At 31.0% G+C, this 26159-nt stretch carries 31 protein-coding genes; 6 read left to right on the forward strand and 25 right to left on the reverse strand.

The window, feature by feature from the left end:
• Positions 1-34 precede the first annotated feature (34 nt).
• A complete protein-coding gene (locus AC5LAX_RS11840; protein WP_288909660.1) occupies positions 35-250 on the reverse strand; it encodes a hypothetical protein in 216 nt (71 codons plus the stop codon).
• Between the two features lie 118 nt (positions 251-368).
• On the opposite strand from AC5LAX_RS11840, the gene AC5LAX_RS11845 reads away from it, so the two are divergent.
• Entirely contained in the window at positions 369-1202 is an 834-nt protein-coding gene (locus AC5LAX_RS11845; protein ID WP_288909659.1) for an AraC family transcriptional regulator, read from the forward strand.
• A 38-nt stretch (positions 1203-1240) separates the two neighbouring features.
• Here AC5LAX_RS11845 and AC5LAX_RS11850 read toward each other — a convergent pair whose 3' ends face one another.
• Positions 1241-1582, reverse strand: a complete 342-nt coding sequence (locus AC5LAX_RS11850) for a winged helix-turn-helix transcriptional regulator (RefSeq protein ID WP_115151360.1) — start codon at positions 1580-1582, stop codon at positions 1241-1243.
• 102 nt (positions 1583-1684) lie between these two features.
• Between AC5LAX_RS11850 and AC5LAX_RS11855 the strand changes: the two genes are divergently transcribed.
• On the forward strand, positions 1685-2245 hold the full coding sequence (locus AC5LAX_RS11855) for a flavodoxin family protein (protein WP_288909658.1): 561 nt from the start codon (positions 1685-1687) through the stop codon (positions 2243-2245).
• Positions 2246-2289: 44 nt separating this feature from the next.
• On the opposite strand, the gene AC5LAX_RS11860 is transcribed toward AC5LAX_RS11855, so the two are convergent.
• Both AC5LAX_RS11860 and AC5LAX_RS11865 read right to left on the reverse strand, forming a co-directional pair.
• Complete coding sequence (locus AC5LAX_RS11860) at positions 2290-2742, reverse strand: ImmA/IrrE family metallo-endopeptidase (RefSeq protein WP_204921968.1); 453 nt, start codon at positions 2740-2742, stop codon at positions 2290-2292.
• 3 nt (positions 2743-2745) lie between these two features.
• A complete protein-coding gene (locus AC5LAX_RS11865; RefSeq protein ID WP_008538063.1) occupies positions 2746-2907 on the reverse strand; it encodes a hypothetical protein in 162 nt (53 codons plus the stop codon).
• Positions 2908-3084: 177 nt separating this feature from the next.
• Here AC5LAX_RS11865 and AC5LAX_RS11870 point away from each other — a divergent pair, with 177 nt between their 5' ends.
• Positions 3085-4167, forward strand: coding sequence for an iron-containing alcohol dehydrogenase family protein (locus tag AC5LAX_RS11870; RefSeq protein ID WP_008538064.1), 1083 nt, complete (start codon positions 3085-3087; stop codon positions 4165-4167).
• Positions 4168-4218: 51 nt separating this feature from the next.
• Here AC5LAX_RS11870 and AC5LAX_RS11875 read toward each other — a convergent pair whose 3' ends face one another.
• The 16 genes from AC5LAX_RS11875 to AC5LAX_RS11950 all read right to left on the reverse strand — a co-directional run bounded on the left by AC5LAX_RS11875 (position 4219) and on the right by AC5LAX_RS11950 (position 17702).
• Positions 4219-4722 carry an LptA/OstA family protein gene (locus AC5LAX_RS11875; protein WP_015562334.1) on the reverse strand — a complete coding sequence of 168 codons (504 nt, stop codon included), beginning with the start codon at positions 4720-4722 and terminating at the stop codon, positions 4219-4221.
• Complete coding sequence (locus tag AC5LAX_RS11880) at positions 4715-5599, reverse strand: amidohydrolase family protein (protein WP_288909657.1); 885 nt, start codon at positions 5597-5599, stop codon at positions 4715-4717. Before AC5LAX_RS11880 ends, AC5LAX_RS11875 begins: the two co-directional genes overlap by 8 nt.
• Before the next feature lie 160 nt (positions 5600-5759).
• Entirely contained in the window at positions 5760-6746 is a 987-nt protein-coding gene (locus tag AC5LAX_RS11885) for a Gfo/Idh/MocA family protein (RefSeq protein ID WP_288909656.1), read from the reverse strand.
• Between the two features lie 14 nt (positions 6747-6760).
• Entirely contained in the window at positions 6761-7543 is a 783-nt protein-coding gene (locus tag AC5LAX_RS11890) for an EcsC family protein (RefSeq protein ID WP_008538068.1), read from the reverse strand.
• A gap of 92 nt (positions 7544-7635) precedes the next feature.
• Positions 7636-8055 (reverse strand): RrF2 family transcriptional regulator, encoded by a 420-nt coding sequence (locus AC5LAX_RS11895; RefSeq protein WP_008538069.1) that lies wholly within the window; start codon positions 8053-8055, stop codon positions 7636-7638.
• Between the two features lie 98 nt (positions 8056-8153).
• On the reverse strand, positions 8154-9392 hold the full coding sequence (locus AC5LAX_RS11900; protein ID WP_288909655.1) for a BaiN/RdsA family NAD(P)/FAD-dependent oxidoreductase: 1239 nt from the start codon (positions 9390-9392) through the stop codon (positions 8154-8156).
• A complete protein-coding gene (locus AC5LAX_RS11905) occupies positions 9392-10123 on the reverse strand; it encodes a pseudouridine synthase (protein ID WP_018999038.1) in 732 nt (243 codons plus the stop codon). The genes AC5LAX_RS11900 and AC5LAX_RS11905 overlap by 1 nt, the downstream gene beginning before the upstream one ends.
• 113 nt (positions 10124-10236) lie before the next feature.
• Positions 10237-11109, reverse strand: a complete 873-nt coding sequence (gene truB, locus AC5LAX_RS11910; RefSeq protein ID WP_288909654.1) for a tRNA pseudouridine(55) synthase TruB — start codon at positions 11107-11109, stop codon at positions 10237-10239.
• On the reverse strand, positions 11102-12055 hold the full coding sequence (locus AC5LAX_RS11915; RefSeq protein WP_288909653.1) for a DHH family phosphoesterase: 954 nt from the start codon (positions 12053-12055) through the stop codon (positions 11102-11104). The genes truB and AC5LAX_RS11915 overlap by 8 nt, the downstream gene beginning before the upstream one ends.
• Positions 12055-12411, reverse strand: coding sequence for a 30S ribosome-binding factor RbfA (gene rbfA, locus AC5LAX_RS11920; RefSeq protein WP_008538075.1), 357 nt, complete (start codon positions 12409-12411; stop codon positions 12055-12057). The genes AC5LAX_RS11915 and rbfA overlap by 1 nt, the downstream gene beginning before the upstream one ends.
• 11 nt (positions 12412-12422) lie before the next feature.
• On the reverse strand, positions 12423-14720 hold the full coding sequence (gene infB / locus AC5LAX_RS11925; RefSeq protein WP_117584869.1) for a translation initiation factor IF-2: 2298 nt from the start codon (positions 14718-14720) through the stop codon (positions 12423-12425).
• A 19-nt stretch (positions 14721-14739) separates the two neighbouring features.
• Positions 14740-15054: a L7Ae/L30e/S12e/Gadd45 family ribosomal protein gene (locus tag AC5LAX_RS11930; protein WP_117584870.1), complete on the reverse strand. Its 315-nt coding sequence runs from the start codon at positions 15052-15054 to the stop codon at positions 14740-14742.
• Entirely contained in the window at positions 15044-15313 is a 270-nt protein-coding gene (rnpM, locus tag AC5LAX_RS11935; RefSeq protein WP_008538078.1) for an RNase P modulator RnpM, read from the reverse strand. Before rnpM ends, AC5LAX_RS11930 begins: the two co-directional genes overlap by 11 nt.
• Before the next feature lie 19 nt (positions 15314-15332).
• Positions 15333-16448 carry a transcription termination factor NusA gene (nusA, locus tag AC5LAX_RS11940; RefSeq protein ID WP_008538080.1) on the reverse strand — a complete coding sequence of 372 codons (1116 nt, stop codon included), beginning with the start codon at positions 16446-16448 and terminating at the stop codon, positions 15333-15335.
• 28 nt (positions 16449-16476) lie between these two features.
• Positions 16477-16923, reverse strand: coding sequence for a ribosome maturation factor RimP (gene rimP, locus AC5LAX_RS11945; protein WP_115151350.1), 447 nt, complete (start codon positions 16921-16923; stop codon positions 16477-16479).
• 215 nt (positions 16924-17138) lie between these two features.
• Complete coding sequence (locus AC5LAX_RS11950; protein ID WP_018999031.1) at positions 17139-17702, reverse strand: NYN domain-containing protein; 564 nt, start codon at positions 17700-17702, stop codon at positions 17139-17141.
• A gap of 129 nt (positions 17703-17831) precedes the next feature.
• Here AC5LAX_RS11950 and def point away from each other — a divergent pair, with 129 nt between their 5' ends.
• The 3 genes from def (at position 17832) to AC5LAX_RS11965 (ending at position 20095) form a co-directional block, all read left to right on the forward strand.
• A complete protein-coding gene (gene def / locus AC5LAX_RS11955; RefSeq protein WP_018999030.1) occupies positions 17832-18290 on the forward strand; it encodes a peptide deformylase in 459 nt (152 codons plus the stop codon).
• Between the two features lie 12 nt (positions 18291-18302).
• A complete protein-coding gene (gene fmt, locus AC5LAX_RS11960) occupies positions 18303-19238 on the forward strand; it encodes a methionyl-tRNA formyltransferase (protein ID WP_288909652.1) in 936 nt (311 codons plus the stop codon).
• 89 nt (positions 19239-19327) lie between these two features.
• Positions 19328-20095 (forward strand): DUF116 domain-containing protein, encoded by a 768-nt coding sequence (locus AC5LAX_RS11965; RefSeq protein ID WP_018999028.1) that lies wholly within the window; start codon positions 19328-19330, stop codon positions 20093-20095.
• 58 nt (positions 20096-20153) lie between these two features.
• Here AC5LAX_RS11965 and folK read toward each other — a convergent pair whose 3' ends face one another.
• The 5 genes from folK to trpS all read right to left on the reverse strand — a co-directional run bounded on the left by folK (position 20154) and on the right by trpS (position 26046).
• A complete protein-coding gene (gene folK / locus AC5LAX_RS11970; RefSeq protein ID WP_288909650.1) occupies positions 20154-20975 on the reverse strand; it encodes a 2-amino-4-hydroxy-6-hydroxymethyldihydropteridine diphosphokinase in 822 nt (273 codons plus the stop codon).
• Positions 20975-21793, reverse strand: a complete 819-nt coding sequence (folP, locus tag AC5LAX_RS11975; protein WP_288909649.1) for a dihydropteroate synthase — start codon at positions 21791-21793, stop codon at positions 20975-20977. The genes folK and folP overlap by 1 nt, the downstream gene beginning before the upstream one ends.
• A gap of 18 nt (positions 21794-21811) precedes the next feature.
• On the reverse strand, positions 21812-22300 hold the full coding sequence (locus AC5LAX_RS11980) for an HD domain-containing protein (protein ID WP_204921205.1): 489 nt from the start codon (positions 22298-22300) through the stop codon (positions 21812-21814).
• Positions 22301-22421: 121 nt separating this feature from the next.
• A complete protein-coding gene (locus tag AC5LAX_RS11985; protein WP_278849210.1) occupies positions 22422-24470 on the reverse strand; it encodes an OPT family oligopeptide transporter in 2049 nt (682 codons plus the stop codon).
• Positions 24471-24951: 481 nt separating this feature from the next.
• Positions 24952-26046 (reverse strand): tryptophan--tRNA ligase, encoded by a 1095-nt coding sequence (gene trpS, locus AC5LAX_RS11990; RefSeq protein WP_266287019.1) that lies wholly within the window; start codon positions 26044-26046, stop codon positions 24952-24954.
• Positions 26047-26159 lie beyond the last annotated feature (113 nt).

A 26159-nucleotide genomic window follows, 5' to 3' on the forward strand; every position in this document is an offset into this window, starting at 1 on the left:
AAACATATATCCAGTCAATCTCCTAAGGAGCAATTCATCTCACTACCTTAGAGGTAGGAGACTTCTTGCTCAGTATGGTTAAATTTTTTGAAGTAAATAATCCCCACTCCTTATATGTATGATTTTTTTCAAACCTATTCCATTGAAAAAACACATAATAAATTCCCTTGTATTGGATTAGTCCATTAGGGTCATTTAGTAATCCTACATCAGGTTCTAAATGAAATTTTTGTCTAATATCTATGCCCATTCTTTTCCTTCTTTCCTAAAAACTACATATATATTAAATAATATTTACAGTGATTTTTCTATAGTATTTCTTTACCAAAATATGGAAAAAACAAACCTTTTATTTTATAATATTATCTATGAAAGAATATAAAGAAACTCAACATAGTATACACTATAAATCTTTATCAGATTTATCATTTTATAGTGCTGGTTATGAAAAATGTAAACCTAGTTACAGTTATGGCCCCAAATACAGAAACTACCAATTAATCCATTTTGTCCTCAGTGGTGAAGGCACACTTCATATCAATGAACAAACATTTAATCTAAAACAAGGAGATGCTTTTTTTATTCCTTCGGGAAAAATTTCTTATTACAAAGCTTCAGCTATTAATCCCTGGTGCTATACATGGATTAGTTTTTTAGGGATTAATTCTCAAAACTATATCTATCAAATGATGAAAAAAACTGATGATATTTATATCATTCACAATTTAGATATAACAAAATATAAAACACTAATTGATGAAATTATTAATCTTCAAGAAAATAATGTCATTCATTATTTAAAAGCCAATAGCCTCTTATTCCTCATTCTCGCACAACTATTTGAGGATATTAATCTATCTGAAAATCAAATGCAAACTAAATCTCTCGCTAATGATTTAAAATTTTATTTTGATGTCAACTATGCAGAAAAATTAATTCTAAAGGATATCGCTAAAAAATTTGGCATTCATCCTAATTATCTAACTCGTATATTCCACGAAAAATTTCATTTATCACCAAAACAATATATAATGCAACTAAAATTAAAAAAAGCCCGTAGCCTTTTAATAACTACTGAGCTTTCTATTTCCATTATTACTTCCTCATTAGGATTTGATGACCAATTAGCCTTTTCACGTACCTTTAAGAAAGAATTTTCTATTTCACCTTCTATGTATAGAAAATATTATGCAGAAAAATAATTTTCCACCTAAAAGTCTAGTAAATTTACTAGACTTTTTTATTTCATATCATTTTTATGTATCTCTCCCCATACACATAATCTATCTAAAATTTCCATGAGCGATTTTCCCCTATCTGATAAACTATACTCTACTTTAGGTGGTATTTGTGGATATTCCTTTCGTATTATTAAGCCATCTTTTTCCAATTCTTTCAAAGATACTGCAAGTGTTTTATGTGAGATAGTCTTTATATATCTTTTTAATTCATTGTATCTGACAATATTAAATTCCATTAAACAGTATAAAATAACCATTTTATACTTGCCTCGTATTAATGATAATGTATAACTAAAACCTGTATCTTCAAAATTAGCATTTTCAATATAATTTTTAAACATCAAAACTCTCCTTTTGGTTAGTATCTAACAAAAATGTGCGTACTTCAAGCAAATAATCTACACTGTTATAATTATAAATATAAACATTGGAGGTGTAAATTTATGCATAAAAAAATCTGTATTTTAAATGGAAGTCCCAGAATAAATGGCAATACAAAAGAACTCATCAAATATTTTACTAAAGGAGCAGAAACTGTAGGTCATAAAGTTACTTGCTTTGATTTACAAAAAATGAATATTCATGGCTGTCTTGGTTGTTGTAATGGAGGTAAAAACGAAGACTCTCCTTGTGTACAAAAAGATGATATGTCGCAAATCTATCCTGTATACAAGACAGCAGACATCATAGTCTTAGCCTCTCCTATGTATTATTGGGGCATCACAGGTCAACTAAAATGTGCTTTTGATCGTTTATTTGCTATAGCCGAATTAAATCCAAATTATGAAAATCCACAAAAAGAATGTATTTTACTTATGGCTTCAGAAGGAAATACCTCTGATAATTTTGCACCAGTTAAGGCTTTTTATGAAGGATTAATATCTCATTTAGGTTGGAAAAATCTAGGCATTGTCTATGCTGGAGGAAATATGAATATTGGCGATATTTTAAATAAACCAGAGCAATTAAAACAAGCCGAAGATTTAGGAAAATCTATTCAATAATCATCTGACAAATAAAATACCAGCTATCATTTTAGCTGGTATTTTTAAATACTTTCAATTTGCATCAAAGCATTAATGATTTTATGCACTTCATATGGATTGGGATTTTCCTTAGCCAATACTTCTAATATATAATCTTTATCATAAATAAAATCACTAGAATAATTCAACAAATGAATAGCAAACTCATTTGCTTCACATTCATAACGAGCAGGAGAATAATATATTCCTTCATGTTGAAAAAAATAACCTGCATGCCAATGCATACGCACATGACCAAGTTCATGACAAATTACAATTTTTTGAGATTCATAATTCAATTTATCATTCAATAAAATAGTCTTTTTTCGCAAAACACGCACCAATATTCCACGTATCTTTTCAGGAAGTGGCACATATAAAATATTTACATCTAATTCCTTTGCCAATGCAAATGGATCTGCTGTTTGATATTTATTAACTAAATTTTTCACTCTTAATTTTATATTTTTTCGCATAATTTATTTTTTCTTTCGTTTATTTCTTTCTTTTGCGTCCCAAAAAGCCATTTCTAATGCTTCTTGTATCTGATTTTTTTCTTCTATATTCAATTTATATGTATTACCATCAAATAAAACTTCTGCTTCTTTTAAAAATTTTTCCAAACCTTTATCCTTACCCATAAAATCACCGCCTAATATAATTTTTTATATTATTATATCATACTTATTTTTTTAATTATATAGTTTACAACTTGACAATTTTATTTTTTAGTTATAAACTATTAATCACTTTGCAAATACAAAAAGTTTTAAATAATAATATTAAAGATATTATTTAATTATAAGGTGGTTTTATTTATGAATACAGTATTTTTACCTTCATATAGTGTAGGCAGTGATGTTTACAATCAAATTCCAAAAGTTTGTGGTGCTTATGGCAAAACAGCTGTAGTTATCGGTGGTAAAACAGCAATTTCTAAAGCTAAAGATGCTCTTTTAGCTGGAGTACATAATTCTAATATTGAAATAATTGATTTTATCTGGTACGGTGGCGACTCTACTTATGCTAATATAAAAAAACTTGCTCAAAATCCTCAATTTCAAAAAGCAGATATGGTTTTTGCTGTAGGTGGTGGTCGTGCTATTGATACTTGCAAAACTCTTTGCGATATGGAAAATAAGCCTGTTTTTTCTTTCCCAACAATAGCCTCTAACTGCTCTCCTGTAACAGCTGTTTGCGTAATTTATGATGATGAAACTCATGGCTTCAAAGAATTATATTTCCCTCAAAAAAGCCCTCTACATAGCTTTATCAATACAAAAATAATCACTGAAGCTCCTTATGAATATATCTGGGCTGGTATCGGTGATGCTTTATCCAAACAATATGAAACTGGCTTTTCCTCTCGTAATGATGAAATGAGCCATACAAATGCTTTAGGTGTACAAATCAGCAAAAATTGTTCTGATACTCTATTACAATATGGTCTTGAAGCTTTGACTTCTGCTAAAAATCATCAAGTAAGTGAAGCTTTAGAACAAGTAGTATTAACTATAATCGTAAGTACAGGTCTTGTTTCAGTACTTGTTATAAATGATTACAATAGTTGTCTTGCTCACTCTATATATTATGGTTGCACTATGCTTCCTCAAGGAGAAAAACATCTTCACGGCGAGCTTGTAAGCTATGGCGTACTCGTAATGTTACTATTAGATAAACAACAAACTGAATTTGAAAAAGTTTATGCATTTAACCGCCAAGCTAAATTACCAACTTGTCTAAAAGATATTGAAATCAGCACTAAAGAAGAACTCGATATTGTATTAGATAAAGTAATGACCACAAATGATATTGTCCATGTACCATACAAAATCACTCGTGAAATGGTTTATGATGCTATCATGGATTTAGAAATTTATCATCAAGAACATTTAAATTAACAAAAAAAGGCACTAATAAGTGCCTTTTATTTTTATCAAATATATTTTTTATTATTTTGCATCAATAATTTTATTATTAATTACATCATATTGAATTACATCATATACATTTGTTTTGCCATCTTGATGTACTTCTACTAATCCACTAAATTCTGCTATTTTAGTTCGCCAATTGAAAGAACATTTTTCTGCTTGAATAGTTATATCTGGTCTTTCTAAAATAGCATCGCCTTTTATAATCGCTGTTTTTAATTCATCAGAAGCATAGACACTGCCACCTTTAAATTTAATTTCTTCTTGAGGTTCTTCTACATATACATTGCCATTTGCCCATACTTCTTTAGTTACTAAATTGACACGAGCTTTATCTGCTCCTATAGTTCTTGTATCAGTCTTTACTAAAACATTTCCTTCAAGTACAAAACAACCTGAGGAAATATCAAAATACTTGCTATCAGATGTTACGGATACACTTGCACTAGATACTCCTACCATAGATAACATCAATACACAAACTAAAAACATTGATTTCATTAAAAGCTTTAATTTAATCATAAATTTTTTTCTCCTGTTTCTTTAAATATTCTGGTAATCTATCAAAAACCTTCAAAGCATTATGATAAAATACATCATCATAAGCCTTTTTAGGTATTATTGATTGTATTACTTTAATATACTCTTTCATATCCACTAAAGGCCAATCAGAGCCATACATCAATTTTTGATAATCATGTAGATAATTAAACCATGTTCTAAATATATTTAAATATGGTTTAAATTCTTTTATCTGTTCTTTAGCTTTAAATTTGCCTTCCATCAAACCTGACAAATCCATATATACATTTTTATTTTTAGCTACTACTTCCACTGCATCAGCCACCCATGGAGTTCCGCAATGAGCAATTACAAATTTCACCTTAGGGAAATCAACAGCTACTTCATCTATGATTAAAGGCTGTGAATATTTTAATTTTCCCATTGAATTTGCTGTATCGCCCATATGAAAAACCACTGGTACATCATATTTTTGTGCTAATTTATAAAAATCTCTATATTTCTTATCTGTAGCCAAATATGGCTGATATCCTGTATAAATTTTTAATCCAACCGTTGGATTTTCTTCTAATTTTTGCTTAAAACTATCTAATGTATCTTTAAGATTTTCCTTATTAATAGCCAACGCATTAATACCTAAACATTGTGCTAAAAAAGGCGGAAATTTTTCTTTTCCATGATATATTATCTGTGGATTACTAAGATTATTCTCTTCGCAAATATCCACACCCATACCAATACCTAAAACTATATTATTTTTCTTAAATTCATTTTGTACTTCTTCTAAGGTACATTTTAAACCAATATTTTCAGCTGTTTTATTAAATATCCCTTTAGCTGAAAAATGCATATGACAATCTATAATTTTATCCATCATATTTTCACCTCTTAAATCTATACCCTATCTAAACTCTATTATACAAATTATCTATCTTAAGCTCAATAAACTTACTCACCTAGTTTGATTAAATTATCATTAAAATTATTTATCAATGTAAAAACGCCTTAATCATAAGGCGTTTTCTTTTTCTACTTATTTATTTTTCAAAAGGATATTTCATATTCCATTGATTGCGTATTTTATCTAATATTTCCATGACGAAAATAGTTTCTTTATGTGGCATTGCTTCACATTCTAATTCATTTTTATCAATCGCTTTAGCACAAGCTAAAACTTCATATTCATATCCTGTTACTTGTTTTGGTATTTCTACTTCTTTGATTAAATTATGTTCTACATCATAAATTTTTATCGCTTCAGGATTATTGATATTAGTTACACAAATATAGCCTTTTTCTCCATAAATAAAACCACATCTATCTGTTGGTGTCATCATAGAAGCATGAAGAACTGCCATTTTCCCATCATTCCAAGTGATTGTTATACTATCTGTCAAATCTACACCTTTATCTGACATCACAGCTTTTGCAAAAATATCTTTTATATCATTGCCAAATACCATCAAGGCAAAGTTAACGGTATAAACACCTACATCAAGCAAAGCACCGCCAGCAAGTTCTGGAGAAATCATGCGTTTCACATCTTTAAGCGGATAACCTAAATTTGCCTGAATTGAATGTACTTGCCCTATAATGCCAGAAGCAATAACATCATTTATTAATTTTCGTGAAGGCATATATCTTGTCCAAATTGCTTCTGTGATAAGTACATTATTTTCTTTAGCTAAAGCTAATAAATCCTTTGTTTCTTCTGCATTTACAGTAAAAGGTTTTTCACACAAAACATTCTTTTTATTTTCTATACATAATTTAGCTATGCGATAATGCTCATTATGTGGTACAGCAATATAGATTAAATCAATATCTTTATCTTGAATTAATTCCATATAAGAACCATATGCTTTTTCTATTTTATATTCATCTGCAAATGCTCTTGCCTTAGTCAAAGTTCTTGAAGCTACTGCATAATTTTTTATATTTTCATCATTTAATCCATTCAAAGTTTTTGCCATTAAAGAAGCGATTAAACCCGTTCCTACAATACCAACTTTCATCTGTTTCATTAAATTAAAACTCCTTAAATATTATTCAAATTATTAGCATCTATATATTCATTATCAGCAAGCCATTTTAATTGATACGAACGACGAGCTGTCCATGCAATATCATTTATATATGAAGCATTAACTGCTGCACCTATACCTGCTCCTATAATCGGCATTATCTGCATCAACTTACGTTTAGTCAAATTAATACCCAATTGTTTAGCGACTTTTTTAACTAAATTACTCATTAAAACTTCTTCAATTATTTTCTTTTGTAAAAAATCTGATTTTAATGCTAATAATGCTTCCTTTTTCTCCTTCATATCATTAGCACCTGATACAGACAAAATATTCAACACAAATTCTTTATCTTCAGCTGATTTCACTTCATACCCATAACACATAGCAATCTTATGAATAGTTCTAAATGCTAAAACTATAACAGCTCCTACATCAGCTACCATTGTTGCTGTACCGCCAAGCCCTGTAGCAAACCCTTCAGAACCAGCAAAACCTATCGCCCATTTATGCACATTACTAGCCAACTTATCAGATAAAGCTAAATCCTTATGACGTAATTCTTCGATAGTATCTACACCAGCATTTTTCAAAATATCATTTTTACTTGCTAATTTTTGACCAATATCATGAGCATGATATATTGCCTTTTCTACTACCACCTCTGGAATTACTTTTCTCGTAAATTTACTCATAGGTGAAAAAATCTTATTCATGCCAGTATTAACTACGCTGGGTTTTTGCTGTTCCCATTTACTGATTTCTACCAATTGTTTTTCTATATATTCATCATACATTAAGATACCCTCCTTATTCCCCACAATAAAATTAATTACAAAAAAAGATTAATTAATTTACCTTAGTAGGCATATTAATTAATCTTTTTCCTCTACTTCATATTTTTTTGCCAACTAATTAAATCCGCCAAAGTAATATTATCTACAACTTCACTTATAGCATCATATAATTTTTCCCAAAGAATTAATGTTGGACATCTATCTGCACGTGTACAATTATTGATATCATCATCAAGGCAAGCTACTGGGGCTAAACTTCCCTCTATCAAACGTAAAATCATGCCTACTGTATACTCTTCTGGTTTTTTAGTCAGTCGATATCCGCCCTGCGGTCCACGCAAGCTTTTTACAAATCCTGCCTTATTTAAACTAGATACTATTTGTTCCAGATACTTATCTGAAATCTGCTGTCGTTCAGCAATATCCTTTATTCGAACCGGTGTTTTTGCATCATTTAATGCGATATCTAACATCAATCGCAATGCATATCTACCCTTAGTTGATATTTTCATCGAGCTTCAATCCCACCTTACTATAAAATTAAATAAATCCTATCTAATTTATAGTATAGCATGAAATTTTTTTCAAAAAAACTATTTACTAAAAAATATTACTCTAAACTACTAGCTTCACCAGCAACAAAGCCCATAGAAAAAGCTGCTTGCAAATTATATCCGCCTGTAAAAGCGTCCACATCTACTACTTCGCCAACACAATACAAATCTTTAATTAGTTTTGACTCCATAGTTTTAGGATTTATTTCTTTTGTAGAAATACCGCCAGCTGTTACAATAGCTTCGCTAAGTGGTCTTGTCTTTGTAACAGTCATCACCATATCTTGCAATAAATCAACTAATCTTTCACGTTCAGCCTTGCTTATTTGATTTACAAATTTATTTTCATCAATAAAAGCTAAATCAATCACTGTACTAATCATTTTGCTTGGCAATAAATCGCCTAAAGCATTTTTTATTTGTTTTCTACTGTATTTTTCAAAATCTCTACAAATGCGTTTATCAAGCTGTTCTTTTGTCAAAGCAGGTTTAAGATTTAAAGATAATTCTACCAATTTCCCTTCTCTTAACCATTTAGCAATATCACGACTTAAAGTCAAAATGATTGGCCCACTTACACCAAAATGAGTGAATAACATTTCACCAAACATTTCTTTTTTTACATCACCATCAACTAATACCTTTAAATTTACATTGCGAAGAGATAAACCTTGGAAATCTTTTACCCAATCTTCTTCACATTCTAAAGGTACAAGTGCTGGAAATAAATCTTCAATAGTATGACCTATTTGTTTTGCCATACGATAACCATCACCTGTTGAGCCTGTTCCAGGGAAAGATGAGCCACCTGTAGCTAAAATAACAGCATCAGCTTCATATAATTTATCTTCTTCAGTGATTACACCTGTTACTTTATTATTATCTACTTTTAAAAATTTTACACTTTCATTTAACTTTATCTGTACAGCCAATCTATGCAATGCCTTTTCAAAAGCATTTACAATATCAATGGCTTTATCACTTACAGGAAAAATTCGTCCACCGCGTTCTTCTTTTAATGGCACATCTAATTCTTCAAAAAAGCTTCTGATATCCCAATTAAAAAATTTGCTAAATACACTATATAAAAATCTACCATTACCAGGAATATTTTTTACAAACTCTTGCAATGGTGCTGTATTTGTTACATTACAACGACCTTTACCAGTGATTAATAACTTTTTACCCAAGCGATTATTTTTTTCCAATAACATCACTTCTGCACCATTTTGTGCAGCACTGACAGCCGCCATCAGTCCAGCAGCACCACCGCCAACAACAATAACTTTACGCATTATTTATCTCCTATTTTTTTACGCAAACGCAATAATTCAGTTTCAGTTAATTTTCTATATTCTCCACGTTTTAATTTACTCAAAGTAAGACCTGCAAAAGCTATGCGTTTTAAAGCTTTAACTTCATATCCTAAAGCCTTGAACATACGACGAACTTGACGATTTTTACCTTCATAAATAGTGATTTCCACACGAGATTCTTTCAAAGTTTTATTTATGGAATCTAAATACACATCAGCAGGTGCAGTCTTGCCATCTTCCAATTTCACACCATTTGCTAATTTATCCAAATCTTCCATATTAATAATGCCGTCTATTCTTGCCACATAAGTTTTGCCAATTTCATACTTAGGATGCAATAATTTATTCATAAATTCGCCATCATTTGTGAGTAATAATAAACCTTCTGTATTATAATCCAAACGACCAATAGGGAAAATTCTTTCTTCTACATCAGATAAAATATCTACAACTGTTTTTCTACCCTTTTCATCTTTTACACTAGAGATATACCCTTTTGGTTTATTGAGCATATAATAAACTTTTTTTGCTTCTACTTTTAGCATTTTTCCATTATAAGAAACTTTATCTTTCACTGGGTCAACTTTCGTACCTAATTCAGTAACAACTACCCCATTGACACGAATTTTACCATCTGTAATTAATTTTTCTGCTCCACGACGAGAAGCAATACCAGTACGAGCTAAAAATTTTTGTAATCTTTCTTGCAAAATAATTCTCCTTATATTTTATTATCTACATCAAATTATATCATATAATAAATATCATCTTTATGAAAAAAGAGTATGAATTTCTTATCATTCATACTCTTATATTTCTCATTTTATAATACTACCTTATGTGGTGCTATCTTATGTTCGCTAAATACATAACGACCTATACCAGCAAACTCTTTATCTTTATATAAACGAATAAATTTTTCTGTTATTTCTTCATCTTCTTTAACAGCAATTTGTTTACCTTGTTTAATCATTACTGCTTCTTCATCAGAAATAACATATTTTGGTAAATGCTTTATCGGAAAATCCATTGATAATAGCGCCATATGTGGTAATAAACCTATTTCTTCCGTAGTAAATGCATCTTCTAATTTAAATGCTCCCACATGAGTGCGAATTAAGAAACTCATCACTGTAGGTATTCCTAAATATTTACCAATATCCATACATAAACTGCGAATATAAGTACCTTTAGAACAAACTACTTCAAAAATAAAACCATTTTGTGTCATCTCTTGAAATTTAATATCATGAATGACAACATCTCTTTCTGGCATTTCTACTTCTATATTTTTACGAGCCAAATTATACGCTTTTTCACCATTAATTCTAATAGCTGAATACATTGGTGGTCTTTGTTTTATTTCACCACGAAATGTTTCTAATGCCTCTTTTACTTTTTCAGCTGTAGGCATAGCATAATTTTCCATCGTTTCAATGATTTTTCCTGTATCATCACCAGTATCAGTGCTCAGACCAAAAGTTACTTCTACTTTATAGGACTTATCTACATCGTCCATATACTCAAGCATTCTTGTAGCTTTTCCCAGTGCCACTGGCAAAACTCCAGCAGCAGCAGGGTCTAAAGTCCCAGCATGACCAACTTTCTTCAATCCATAAACTTTACGTAAATGAGATACAATATCATGTGAAGTTATTCCTGGTGCCTTCAAAACATTTACAAATCCATTAGGCATTTTCTTTATTCATTCCTTTGATAATAGCATTAAGTACGATATCTTTTGCTTCCATAAGATTTTTATATACAGTCGCACCAGCTGCACGAATATGACCGCCACCGCCAATAGATTGAGCAATCTCACTGACATTTACTGATTTTGAACGCATACTTACTCTAGTTACTTCATCATCAGCATATTTAATCATCACAGCTACATCTACACCACGAATATTTCTAGCAAAATTAACAAAGCCCTCTGTATTATCAGCAGACTCTTTTAAAGCCTTATCAATAATCATCAAAGCAATTTTGCCATCATGATATAACTCAATAGTATCTATAGCTCTTCCAGCTGCCTTTACACTAGAAAAGGAACGTTGGTAAAATACTTCAGAAATTTTATCTGGTTTTACACCAATTTCTAATAATTCCGCAGCAGCTTTTAATGTATACGGTGTCGTATTACTATAACAGAAAAATCCTGTATCAGAACAAAGACCTGTATAAATACATGTAGCTGCTTCTAAATTAAATTGCCAATTCATTTCTTTTATTAAACTATAAATAATTTGAGCTGTAGCTGCTGCTTTAGCATCAACATAGCAATAATCAGATACTTTTGTATTAGATATATGATGGTCTAAATTCAAAATAGGTGCTTTTACTACATCTTTTACTCTGCCGATACGGTCAACATCAACATCTAAAATCACAAGTAAATCACACTCTATAATCTCACCATCTTGAGGTTTTTGATATAAATCTAAACCTTCCATCATACCGAGATTATCTGGTAAATCATCATCTAATAAAATTTTTATATCTTTATTAGTTCCCTTTAGGGCATGATATAGCCCTAAAGTTGAACCAACATTATCACCATCAGGATTTACATGAGAAGATAACACTATTTTATTAGCTTTTTCAATTAATTCACCAGCTTGTTTTAGTGTTACTTCCATTATTTTTGCTCCTCATCTTTTTGCACTTTTATCAATAATTCTTGAATATGTGCACTATATTGAAGTGAAGTATCCATGAAAAATTTAATTTCTGGAATAAATTTTAAACGAATACGATGCGCTAATTCTCTGCGAATGAAACCTAAAGAAGAATTTAAGCCCTTCCATGTATCTTCGATTTGTTTATCACTGCCTAAAATACTTACATATAATTTAGCATTGTGTAAATCACTAGATACATCGACTTCTGTAATAGTTACAAAACCAATACGAGGGTCTTTCAATTCTCGCATGATGATTTCACTAGCTTCTTGTTTAATCAATTCTTGTACTTTTTCTATACGAACGCTTCCCATTAATATACTCCTTATTTCTGTGGAATTTCTTCCATATCATATACTTCAAGGATATCGCCTTCTTTAAAGTCACGATAATTATCAATAGTAATACCGCATTCATAACCAGTTGCTACTTCTTTTACATCATCTTTGAAACGACGTAAAGATTCAATCTGACCTTCGTATAATACAATATTATCACGAATAATACGGATTTTAGAGTTATTACATACTTTACCTTCAAGTACATAAGAACCAGCAACTAAAGCTTTGGAGAATTTCATAACTTGACGAATTTCTACTTTACCTTGAATTACTTCTTTATATTTAGGTGCAAGCATACCTTTCATAGCTGCCTGAATATCATCGATAGCTTCATAAATTACGCGATAAGTATGAATATCAATTTTTTCAGTATCAGCTAATTTACGTGCATTTGCATCTGGACGTACGTTAAATGCAATAATTAAAGCATTTGCCGCAGAAGCAAGCATTACGTCAGATTCAGTTACAGCACCAACACCAGAGTGAACGATACTTACACGAACTTCGCTTTCATTTTTATTAAGACCTAAAAGTGAAGAAGACACTGCTTCTACAGAACCTTGAACGTCAGCTTTAATCAAGATATTTAATTCTTTGATATCGCCTTCGTTAATCTGATTGAATAAATCATCTAAAGAAACTTTCTTAGAACGCATAAGTTCATTACGCTGTTTTTCAATACGTTTTTCAGCAATAGTTTTAGCAAGTTTTTCATCTAATGCTGCAAGTTCGTCCCCAGCTTCTGGAACATCAGCAAGACCTAAAATTTCTACTGGCATAGAAGGACCAGCTTTTTTAACTTTTTCACCACGATCATTAATCATTGCACGAACTTTACCACAAGCAGTACCTGCAATAATGAAATCACCGATATGAAGTGTACCATTTTGTACAAGTACAGAAGCTACAGGGCCACGACCTTTATCAAGACGTGCTTCAATTACTACACCACGAGCTTCGCGATTAGCATTAGCTTTGAGTTCTTGTACTTCTGCTACTAATAAGATCATTTCTAAAAGGTCATTAATACCTTCTTTTTTCTTCGCGGAAACAGGTACCATGATTGTAGTACCGCCCCATTCTTCTGGAATGAGTTCATGTTCAGCAAGCTGTTGTTTTACATGGTCAGGATTTGCACCTGGTTTATCCATTTTATTGATAGCTACAACGATTGGCACTTTTGCTGCCTTAGCATGGTTGATAGCTTCTAAAGTCTGAGGCATAACACCATCATCAGCTGCAACTACAAGTACAGCTATATCTGTAACCTGAGCACCACGAGCACGCATAGCTGTGAAAGCTTCATGACCTGGTGTATCTAAGAATACAATTTTTTGACCATTACACATAACTTGATACGCACCGATATGCTGAGTGATACCACCTGCTTCATTTGATGTTACAGATGTTTTACGAATAGCATCAAGTAAAGAAGTTTTACCATGGTCAACGTGTCCCATTACTGTTACAACAGGAGGACGAAGTGCTAAGTTTTTAGGATCATCTTCAAATTCTGGGATTTCTGTTAAATCAACTTCAGGTGGAAGTTCTTCGACAGCAATACCGAATTCTTCTGCAATCAAAGAAGCTGTTTCAAAATCAAGTTCCTGATTGATTGTAGCCATTGTACCGAGTAACATTAATTTTTTGATAACATCTGTTACAGGGTATGTCATTTTACTAGCTAATTCTTTAACTGTAATTGTTTCGCCAACTTTAATATGTTTTGGACGAATTATTTCTTGTGATTTGTTTTCCACTACAGGCTTAGCATTTTTGCCTTTATTCTTTTTATTGCCAGCAAATTTATTATTAAAATTATTATTGTTGTTATTATTTTTCTTATTGTTATTGCGATTGTTGTTTTTATCGTTATTTTGTGGACGATTATTTTTATTGTTACGATTTTTATTATTAGCAGTATTATTTACTGGAGTATTTTTTGTTTTATGTTCATTTGTACTAGCATTATTTCTAGTATTATTGCGATTATTGTTCTGATGTGTATTATTCTGATTGTTTTTGTTTTTATTATTGTTGTTATTATTATTTGCAGAATTATTATTTTTATGATTTACATTCTGCTGATTATTTTTTTTTGCTGTTTGTTGTTTATTATTATCTTTATTATTCACGATACTAGCTATAACCTCACGTTCTTTCTCGCCAACCAAGTTTAGGTTGTTACTAACATTAATATTATTTTTATTTAAAATATCAATTATTTTTTTACTATCTAAAGAAAACTCTTTAGCTAATTGATAAATTCTATATTTGGACATTAAGCCACCCCCAGGGTTTTCAATTATCCAATATCTTTAAAATGGCTTTCTTAAAGCCTTCATCACAAATCGCTATAGCTGCTCTATCAGTTTTCCCAATAGAATTTGCCATCTCATTTTTTGTAAGTTCTGTATATCTCAACAAAACTTTACTATTTTTTGCCATTTTTTCATATTTAGCTTTTGTCGCATCAGCAACATCATTTGCCAATAATATCAATTTAATATTATTTTTACTACTTAAAGCTTTTTCAATGACAAATTCTCCAGACATAACTTTACCAGCACGACATGCAATGCTTACAATATTTATTAATTTAACCTTATTGTTCATCAAGTTTGGCAAATTCCTCTTTTAGCTGTTCATATACTGAATTATCTATCTGACATTTAAAAGACTTTTCTAAACGACGCTGTTTCACTGCTGTATTTAGACATTCAATATTCTTACAAATATAAGCACCACGTCCAGATTTCTTACCTGTGAAATCTACACTGAATTCACCTTCTGGACTTTTAACTATACGAATCATTTCACGTTTATTATGAGGTTCTTGACAGCCCACACATAAACGAACAGGAAGTTTTTTCATTACTTATCGCTCCCTATTATTAATCTACAGAAAAAGATTCTTCACTTACAACATTAACCATGTTCATATCGTCTGAATCAAAGCCTTCTTCTGCAGCTTGAGTTTCGCTCTTAATGTCGATTTTCCAACCAGTGAGTTTTGCAGCCAATCTAGCGTTTTGTCCTTCTTTACCAATAGCTAAAGATAATTGATAATCTGGTACGATTACTCTAGACATTTTCTTTTCTTCATTTACTGCAACAGATACAACTTTTGCAGGGCTTAAAGAATTTGCTATATATTTTGCTGGGTCTTCATTCCATTTTACGATATCAATTTTTTCGCCACGAAGTTCATCTACTACAGCTTGAACACGTAAACCTTTTTGACCTACACAAGAACCAACTGGATCGATTTCTTCATTTGCAGAAAATACCGCTATTTTGGAACGCATACCTGGTTCACGAGCTACAGATTTAATTTCAACTGTACCTTCTTGAATTTCAGGTACTTCAAGTTCAAATAATCTTTTCAATAAGCCAGGATGTGTACGAGATACTAAAATCTGAGGACCTTTAGAAGTTCTCTTTACTTCTACTACATAAACTTTAATGCGGTCGTTATGTTTATATTGTTCTGTGCTGATCTGTTCAGATGGTGCAAGTACAGCTTCTGTTTTACCAAGGTCAATAAATACATTATGACCTTCCATTCTCTGTACAGTACCAGTTAAAATATCACTAGAACGGTTAGAATATTCCTCATAGATAATACCACGTTCTGCTTCTCTAATACGCTGTACTACTACTTGTTTTGCAGTTTGAGCTGCAATGCGTCCAAAGTTAGCAGGTGTTACTTCTACTTCTACTACATCATCTAAAACAATGCTTTCGCCAAATTGTTTTTGAGCTTGTAATAAAGAAATCTCTGTAACTTTATTTTCCACTTTTTCTACAACTTTTTTCTGAGCGTATACATGAAATTCGCCAGTTGCTCTTTCTAAATACACACGCACATTAGAAGCAGTGTTGAAATTTCTTTTATAAGCAGATACTAATGCTGCTTCTACTGCTTCAAATAATACTTCTGGTGCTATGCCTTTCTCCTGTCCAACTTCTTTTAACGCATCTAAAAAGCCTTTATCTTTGGTTGCCATTTAATTACATTTACTCCTTAATCTTAATTTAAAAATCAATATGCAATCTAACTAAAGCAATATCTTTTAATGCTATTTCTCTAGTTTCATCAATAGTAATAATATCTTTTGTATAACCAGTTAGTTTACCAGTTATCATTTTTTCACCATCAATAGCCTTATATAATGTAATATCCACCACTTTGCCCATTTCACGTTTAAAATCTTTTTCTTTTTTCAACGCACGGTCAAGTCCTGGTGAAGACACTTCCAAAATATAGCGGTCATTGATAATATTTAATTCTTCAAGCTTTTCATCCAGTAGGCCGCTTACTTCCTGACAATCATCAAGGCCAATGCCACCTTCTTTATCGATGTATACACGTAAAAACCAATCACGTTCTTTTACATACTCTACATCAACAAGTTCATAATCAGTATTAGCTAAAATTTCTTCAGCAATTTTTTCAACTGCTTCTTCCACACGATTTGCCATCGAAACACCTCCTGTAATATTATCCCCAATATAAAGTAAAGAGTGGGCGTCTACCCACTCTTTAAGGAATAATCAAATTAACTTCTTTAACTAGTATAGCATAGAAAATTTATCTATGCAAGATTTTATACATTTATACAAAAAATATCTCTATAAAATAATTTCTACTATTTACAATAACTTATCATCATATTATTAAATCTAAATTATTTCATTTAACTTTTTCTTTTTCTGAGTTCATCTAATTTTGCCATAACTTCATCATTTATTCTTGAACCAATTTCACTTCTTCTCAATGGCAATACATGCTCACCTGTATATTCATCGCGAATATTTTTTTTGCTATGTTTTATTCTTCTCCACAATTCATTTGCAGAAATACGATATGCTCCTGCTCCTAAAATCAAAGACTGCTCTGCTCCATCAGAAGTTACTACATATACTTCTCTACCATAATATTTAGTAGCTTCATATACACTGCGTTCAATATAACTATCAGCTGTCTCTTTTTCCTTTGTATAAACCACTTTACAATGTTTAGATTTTTCTTCGACATTTTCTTCCGCATTAGTATATTGTGCATCAAAAACTATAGTAATATCATATTTTTCATATTGTCCATATTCCATTAAAAGATGAATTAATTTTTCTCTAGCAAAGTCTAAGTCATCATTGATGAATTTCTTTAAACTTTCCCATGCATTTATTATATTATAGCCATCTACTACCATGTATTTTTCATGTCGATTTGGTGTCAAATATGTTCTACTTCTATTCATAAGCTATTATTCTCCAATTCAATTTTTTGACATTTCTTATTATACCATAAATACTATTATCTTTGCTTTATACTCTTTCCTATGTTAAAATTTATATCAGTTAACTTTGAAATTATAGGAGGAATTCTCGTGGCTATTTTAGATATAAAAAAAGCTGGTGATCTTGTTTTAAAACAACAAGCTCAACCAATTGAAAGAATTGATAAAACAATCCGTACTTTACTTGATGATATGGCAGAAACTATGTATAAAGCTAATGGTGTAGGTCTTGCTGCACCACAAGTTGGTCAATCTATCCAAGTAGTAGTTATCGATGTAGGTGAAGGACTTTTAGAACTCATCAACCCTACTATTATTCGTAAAGAAGGCACTGAAATAGACACTGAAGGCTGTTTAAGTGTACCAGAAATTTATGGTGAAGTAGAACGTGCTGCTAAAGTAAGCGTTGAATATTTAAATCGTCGCGGAAAACGTCATCGCATCACTGCTACAGGACTTCTTGCACGTTGTCTTCAACACGAAATAGACCATTTACATGGAAGATTATTTATCGATATTGCCAATAATCTTCATAAAGCTCAAAAATAAGAGGTGTTTTCCATGCCAATAAAAAATATTGTTTTCATGGGTACTCCAGAATTTGCTGTACCTTGCTTAGATATTTTAAATCAACACTACAATGTAACTGCTGTATATACACAACCAGACAGACCAAAAGGACGTGGTCAAAAATTAGCTATGTCCCCTGTCAAAGAATATGCTCTAAAACATAATTTACCAGTATATCAGCCAGAAAAAATCAAAACACCAGAATGTGTAGCTAAGCTTCGCGAATTAAAACCTGATTTAATTATCGTTGTCGCTTTTGGTCAAATTCTTTCTAAAGAAATACTTGATATACCGCCACTTGGCTGTGTAAATGTACATGGTTCATTATTACCTCGTTGGCGCGGTGCAGCTCCAATCCACTGGTCAATCATCAGTGGCGATAAAGAAACTGGTATCACTACTATGTATATGGACGTTGGTTTAGATACTGGCGATATGATATTAAAAGCTACTACTGAAATCACTCCAGATATGACTACAGCACAACTTCATGACAAATTAATGGTTCAAGGTGCTGATTTATTATTGCAAACAGTTCAATTAATCGAAGAAAATAAAGCTCCTCGTGAAAAACAAGACGACAATTTATCTTGCTATGCTAAAATGTTAAACAATAATAATTGTCGCATTGATTGGACAAAATCTGCCCAAGATATCCATAATTTAGTACGTGGATTGAATTCTTGGCCAGTCGCTTATACTACTTTAAACAATAAGAAATTTAAAATCTGGCAAACAAGAGTAACTACAGGAACTGGAAATCCTGGTCAAATCATAAAATTAACTAAACAAAGTATTATTGTAGCTACTGGTGAAGGTGCGATTGAACTTCTTGAAATTCAGCCACCTAATAAAGCAAAAATGCCAGCAAGTTCATATATAAACGGTCATAAACAAGAACTTGAAAATAATGTATCTTTGATCTAAACGTAACAAGCGAAAGTAGCCTAGCTATTTTCGCTTTCTTACTAATTTTTTACCAATTTTACACTACACGAAAGATTAGGATAAACTATATGTATAATGATATTTTAAAAAATACTAAAAAACGCTTATTTATAAAATTAGCTACTATTAGCTTATTTAGTATAATGTTTTTCACCTATTTGATTATTTGGTTATGTTATCCACGCCTAGTTGTTTTAGACTTAGCTTTTATTGCCCAATTAGCTTTTACCATTGTTAGCATAGTATTTATTTTCTGTTGTCTATTCATTCTAAATATGATTTTCAACATAGCAAATATAAAAGCCTTTTCTTTTCTTGATAAATATATCTTCAATTTTATCAATTTTCTTTTCCCTATTATCATATTGTGGGGAAAAATCTTCGGCATAGGACGACGTGAAATTGAACGTTCTTTTATTGCCTTAAATAACTATATACTCACACATAAAAACATCAAAGTAGAAGCTAAAGACTTATTAGTTATCTCCCCACACTGTCTACAACTCGCAACTTGCCCACACAAAATAACTCATGACATCAATAATTGTAAGCATTGCAATCAATGTACTATTGGCCCATTAATTGATATGGCAAATAGAATGGGTTTTCATTTCCGTGTGGCAACAGGTGGAACTTTAGCTCGTAAAATCGCCAAAGAACTCCGCCCTAAAATGTTATTAGCCATTGCTTGTGAACGTGATTTAACAAGTGGCATACAAGACGTATATCCTCTACCAGCTGCTGGAGTTTTAAATATCCGACCTAACGGCCCTTGTTATAATACCACTGTAGATTTAGAATTAGTCGAACAAACAATTAAACAATTTATTAAATAACAAAAAAGTTGTAATCTCTTGATTATGTATCATTTGATTACAACTTTTTTTATTTCTATTATTTTTTAGCCATCAATTCAGCATACATATCGCTGATAGTTTTTCTATATACAGGATGTAATTTATACGGAGCAATCTGCATTAATGGTTTTAATACAAAATCACGATTTTTCATATCTGGATGCGGAACTATCAAATCATCTTCACTTATAATATCATCATCATAAAAAATTATATCTAAATCCAAAGTTCTAGGTCCCCAATGTATTTTACGTTCTCTACCTGCATGTTCCTCTACTTTTTGCAAAATCTGTAATAATTCATCTGCTGGTAAAAGTGTTTCTATCTTCATAACACCATTTAAAAATACATCTTGTTCCACATTTCCATATGGTTCTGTAACAATTTTATCTGAAATAGCTACTATATTTATCTGTGGTAAATTGCTCAAAGCTTCAATAGCTTCGTCTATAAATTTCTCTTTATCTCCTAAATTAGAGCCGAACGCTACAAAAGCTTCATGCCAGCCACGTTCAATTTCTACAGATACGGACTCAAATTCCTTTTCGATAGGTGCATGTGGTTTTCTAATTTCTAATAAAATACTTTTTACTAATTTAAATTCCAATAATAATGCCTGTGCTAATTGTTCAGCTACAGTTTCAATTAAATCATAAGTATGCTTAGTCATAAAATCATGAATAAAATCGCATACTGTTCCATAATTAGTAGAAGCGTCTAAATCATCATTCATGCCAGCTTTTCTTGTATTTGTACATAATTCAGCATTAACATAAAAATACTGACCTTTTTCTTTTTCTTCATCATATACTCCATGATAAGCATATACTTCTAAATTATCAATGCGAATTATATCCATCAAAAATTACCTCCAGCATATTTTATAGCTTCTGCCATTTTTATAGCTCTTAAATTTTCTTTTATATCATGAACTCGTACAAAATCATAATCTGCTAACACTGCCATAATAGATGTAGTAATTGTACCTTCTACTCTCTCATCAGCAGGTAAGTCCAAAGTTAATCCCACCACAGATTTTCTTGAAGCTCCTAATAATAAAGGAAAATTCAATTTGTGTAGACTAGATAAATTTTTTAACATAATTAAATTTTGCTCATATGTTTTAGCAAAACCAATACCAGGATCTAAAATTATCTTATCTTCTTTTATTCCAGCATTTTGAGCAATATCTATAGTTTCTTGTAAATCCTCCACTACATCAGTCAAAAAATCTTTATAATTCATATCTTTACGATTATGCATCAAACAGCAAGCCACATCGTTTTCTGCTATAACTTTTGCTAAAATATCATCATATTTTAAGCCCCAAATATCATTAATTAAATCAGCACCTACTTTTATTCCTTCTTTAGCTACATTTCCCTTATATGTATCTAAAGATATTGGCACATCAAACTCTTTTTTTAAATTTTCAATAACAGGAACAATACGTGATATTTCCTCATCATCACTCAAAAGTGTATATCCAGGTCGTGTTGACTCTCCGCCAACATCTATGATATCTACACCTTCTTTTATCATTTCTTGCGCATGAAATAAAGCTTTATCTAAAGAATTAAATCTACCGCCATCAGAAAATGAATCAGGTGTTACATTCAAAATTCCCATAATATAAGTATGTCTACCAAAATCAAACTCTCTACTACCAATTTTCATAAAAAATACCTCAAATAATTAATATTTTAATTTTAAATTTTTCTTTTCATCTTTCCAATTACAAATAGGCTCAACTTGACAACAAAAACAAGCCCTGCTCATTTTATCAGCTCGATATAATAACCCATTTAAATTCTTTTCTTCACTAGTTTTACTATCTCTATGTTTTAAAATAGCTTCAATGATTTGATTTTTTTCTTCTACAGTGAAATCGCAATCATCTAAAATTAAAGGAGCAATTTGTGCACTAGATATTTCATGACCAATTCCTTGACGATATTGAATATGACGACCAATATCATGTAGTAAAGCTGTCGCATAAATCATATCATCGCTAATTTTTAAATCTTCTTTTACATTTAAAATCATCATCAATCTAGCCACATCTAAAAAATGACCCATATCATGTCGGCAAAAAATACGATTTGTTTCCTCTTTAGCTATCTCTTTATAACATTTCTTAAATATTCTATGTTGTATAATCGTATTTTTACAATCAAAATTCATCTTCTTTGCTCCCTAAAATTCAAAAATACATATAAATCATTATAAAAGAAATCCTACAATTAAACAATAAAAAAACGACTTCTACTCAAATTATCATAGAAGTCGTTTTTTATTACACTAATTATTTATTTAATTTCGCAGTGATAATACGACGAGCAAATTCAATAATTAAGAGAATATTTACTAATAAACCGAGCCATTGAGCTGTATCACCAAAGCTATCGCCTACCATACGAAGTGGAGCTTCACTACCACCAGATGTTACAGAAACAACGATAATACCAGCAAGTAATACACCCATTAAGGATTCACCAACAATCATACCAGAAGCAAATAAGATACCACGACGATTGCATGTATCTACATCATCAACAACATTTTGAGGACTGCGAACTTCTGCACGTTTACGTAAATAACGATTTACTACATAAGAAAGTACAGCACCTACTACAAGTGGCATCTGTAAAGTTGGAGGAAGATATATACCCATACCTACAGCAAGAGGTGGTAAACTAAGATTTTTTGTAGATTTTTTCAAGAGTACATCAATGATGATAATGATAATACCAAAGATTACACCATAAAGAATATATGACCAATCCATGCTATTATTGAAAATCCCCTTAGCAATTGTTGCCATCAAAGTAGCCTGTGGAGCAGACAATACCTGATTTACATCCATATCAGGACGTGGCATTGCACCTGGGAAACCATATGCTTCATAAAGTAAATTGAGTACAGGAGCAATAGCGATCGCACCAGCGATACAACCGATTAATAAAGCTACCTGCTGTTTCCATGGAGTTGCACCAACAAGTAAACCAGTTTTTAAATCCTGTAAGTTATCATTGGAAATAGCAGCAATACTTGTAATAACACTTGTGATAAAAATAGCAAATGCAGTAGCAAATAAAGTACCATATTCAGAGCTAAATAAACCTGCAAGGTTACCTAATGCTAATACTACAAGGGAAGAAACAATGATACCTAAAATACCAATACCAGAAATTGGACTGGAAGAAGTACCGATAAGACCTGCCATGTAACCGCAAGCAGCAGCTACGAAGAAGCCCATACCTACAGCAACAATAATACCAACTACTATGTACAACAAAGTCATACCTGTGGATAAATTGCCACCAGCTAAGAAGGAATAGAATACACCTATTAAACCGATAATGATTAATACGAATACAATACCAATGCTTTTTGGTGTCATATCAGTATCCATACGATGTAAATTATCATTAGATACACTATTATCAGATACAGCTTTAATAGACATTTTAATACCATCTAAAATAGGTTTTAATAAAGTAATTAAAGTCCAAATAGCAGCAATACCAATTGTACCTGCACCCATAAAACGAATTTTAGAAGACCAAATGCTAGTAGCTACTTCACCAATATCTACACCAGCTGGAATATCAGATATAGACATGAAATATGGTACAAAACCTAACCAAGTAACAACTAAACCAAATAAAATTGCTAAACCACTAGCAAGACCAATAAGGTAACCTGCACCTAATAAAGCAGGAGAAAAACCTAATGGAAGACAAGTTACTACATTTTTGCCCAAATGAATCCAATTCATCATTTCAGCAGAAAGATATCCAAATCCACTAGAAAATAGATTGATAAGCGCAGCGATAACACCACCACTTACAATATCTTTCATGCCAGTAACGCCTTTTTTCTCGCTAACACTAGCACTACCAACTTTCAAAATTTCAGCAGCAGCACGACCTTCTGGATAAGGCAAATCTGTATTAACTACCATTGCACGACGAAGTGGAATAGTGAATAATACCCCTAAGCAACCACCACATGCACAAATCATTAAAGTTTGCCAAAATTGGAAGCCTTGCCAATAACCAATCATCAATAAACCAGGAATAACGAAAATTACTGCGGATAATGTACCAGCAGCAGATGCTTGTGTTTGTACAAGGTTATTTTCTAAAATATTAGAATCCTTGCACATACGCAAGATAGCCATAGAAATAATTGCAGCTGGAATAGCAGAAGAAAATGTAAGTCCTACTTTCAATCCTAAATACACATTAGATGCAGTAAATACTATTGTTATAAATAAACCAAGTATAACCCCTCTAAGTGTAAGTTCAGGCAATTTTAATTCATGGCTCATGAAATCATGATTTTTCATAAATAAAATCTCCTTTTTTATAAAATCATGATATATTGTACAATAGTATTGTACAAAGTGCAATACTAAATACACATTAAAAACATTTTTATTTTTACACAAATTACGTAAAAAGCTCTTGTTTTTTACTAAAATTTTATATAAAGCAAACAAAAATCTAATAAATACAGATTATTTTCTTAGAAATTATATTTTTATTTATCATAATGTCCATATTAAGAAGAAAATACCAATTTCACAAGTTAACAATTTATTTATATCCATTAACAGCATAAACTTAATGTAAAGTTATATTTTACAATCTAGTACTCTGTTAAAAGACATTCTTATTTTATTATATTTTAGTAATACTTTAAATTTATTATCGAAAAAAATGAAAAAATATGCATTTATTATTTAAGTTATTTTATTGCTATTAAAAATAAAAAACTCCCCATAAAATCTAAAAAATAAAATTCTATGGGAAGTTTTCCTAAAATAATTATTTAACTTTTTTATATTTATCAATCTGTTGATTTAATAATTCAATATCATCAAAATAATTTATTTTCATAGCATCTTTTACTTCATGCAATGTTTGTTGAGCTACTTCACGAGCTACTTCAGAACCTTCTTTTAAAATCTGATATACATAAGCAATATCTTTTTGATATTCTTTACGACGATTTCTAATTGGTTCAAATTCTTCTTGTAATACAGCATTCAAGAATTTTTTAACTTTAACATCACCAAGACCACCACGTTGATAGTGTGCTTTTAATTCATCTAAATTATTATAATCAGGTAAATATTTAGCAAAATGTTCATCTTTGCAAAATGCATCTAAGTAAATAAATACTGTATTACCTTCTATTTTCCCTGGATCAGAAACTTTAATATGATCAGGATCAGTATACATGCTCATTACTTTTTGTTTAATGACATCCGCTTCATCAGATAAATAAATACAGTTTCCTAAAGATTTACTCATTTTAGCTTTACCATCAATACCAGGAAGACGCAAACAAGCTTTATTATCTGGAAGTAAAATATCCGGTTCTACTAAAGTTTCTGTATTATACAACATATTAAAACGACGAACAATTTCTCTTGTCTGTTCAATCATTGGTTCTTGGTCTTCACCAACTGGTACAGTTGTCGCTTTAAAAGCTGTAATATCAGAAGCCTGACTTACTGGATAAGCTAAAAAGCCAACAGGAATACTTGCTTCAAAATTACGCATTTGAATTTCAGATTTAACTGTAGGATTTCTCTGTAAACGAGATACAGTAACAAGGTTCATATAATAACATGTCAATTCACAAAGCTGTGGAATTTGTGATTGCACAAAAATTGTGGATTTTTTAGGGTCAATGCCACAAGCTAAATAATCCAAAGCTACTTCTAATACATTCTGACGAACTTTTTCTGGATTATCTGCATTATCTGTAAGTGCTTGAGCATCAGCAATCATAATGAAAATCTTTTCAAATTCTCCAGAATTTTGTAATTCTACACGTCTTTTTAAAGAACCTACATAATGACCAATATGTAAACGACCAGTAGGTCTATCTCCTGTTAAAATAATTTTACCCATAATTAACCTCCGCAATCTATTACTAATAAACTTTATTATTAATATTTATATATTTAATATAATATAGATTTAAATCTCTTTTGTAAATATCAATTTAATTAAGTACTTATTTT

The organism is Megamonas sp. (genome assembly GCF_986095205.1).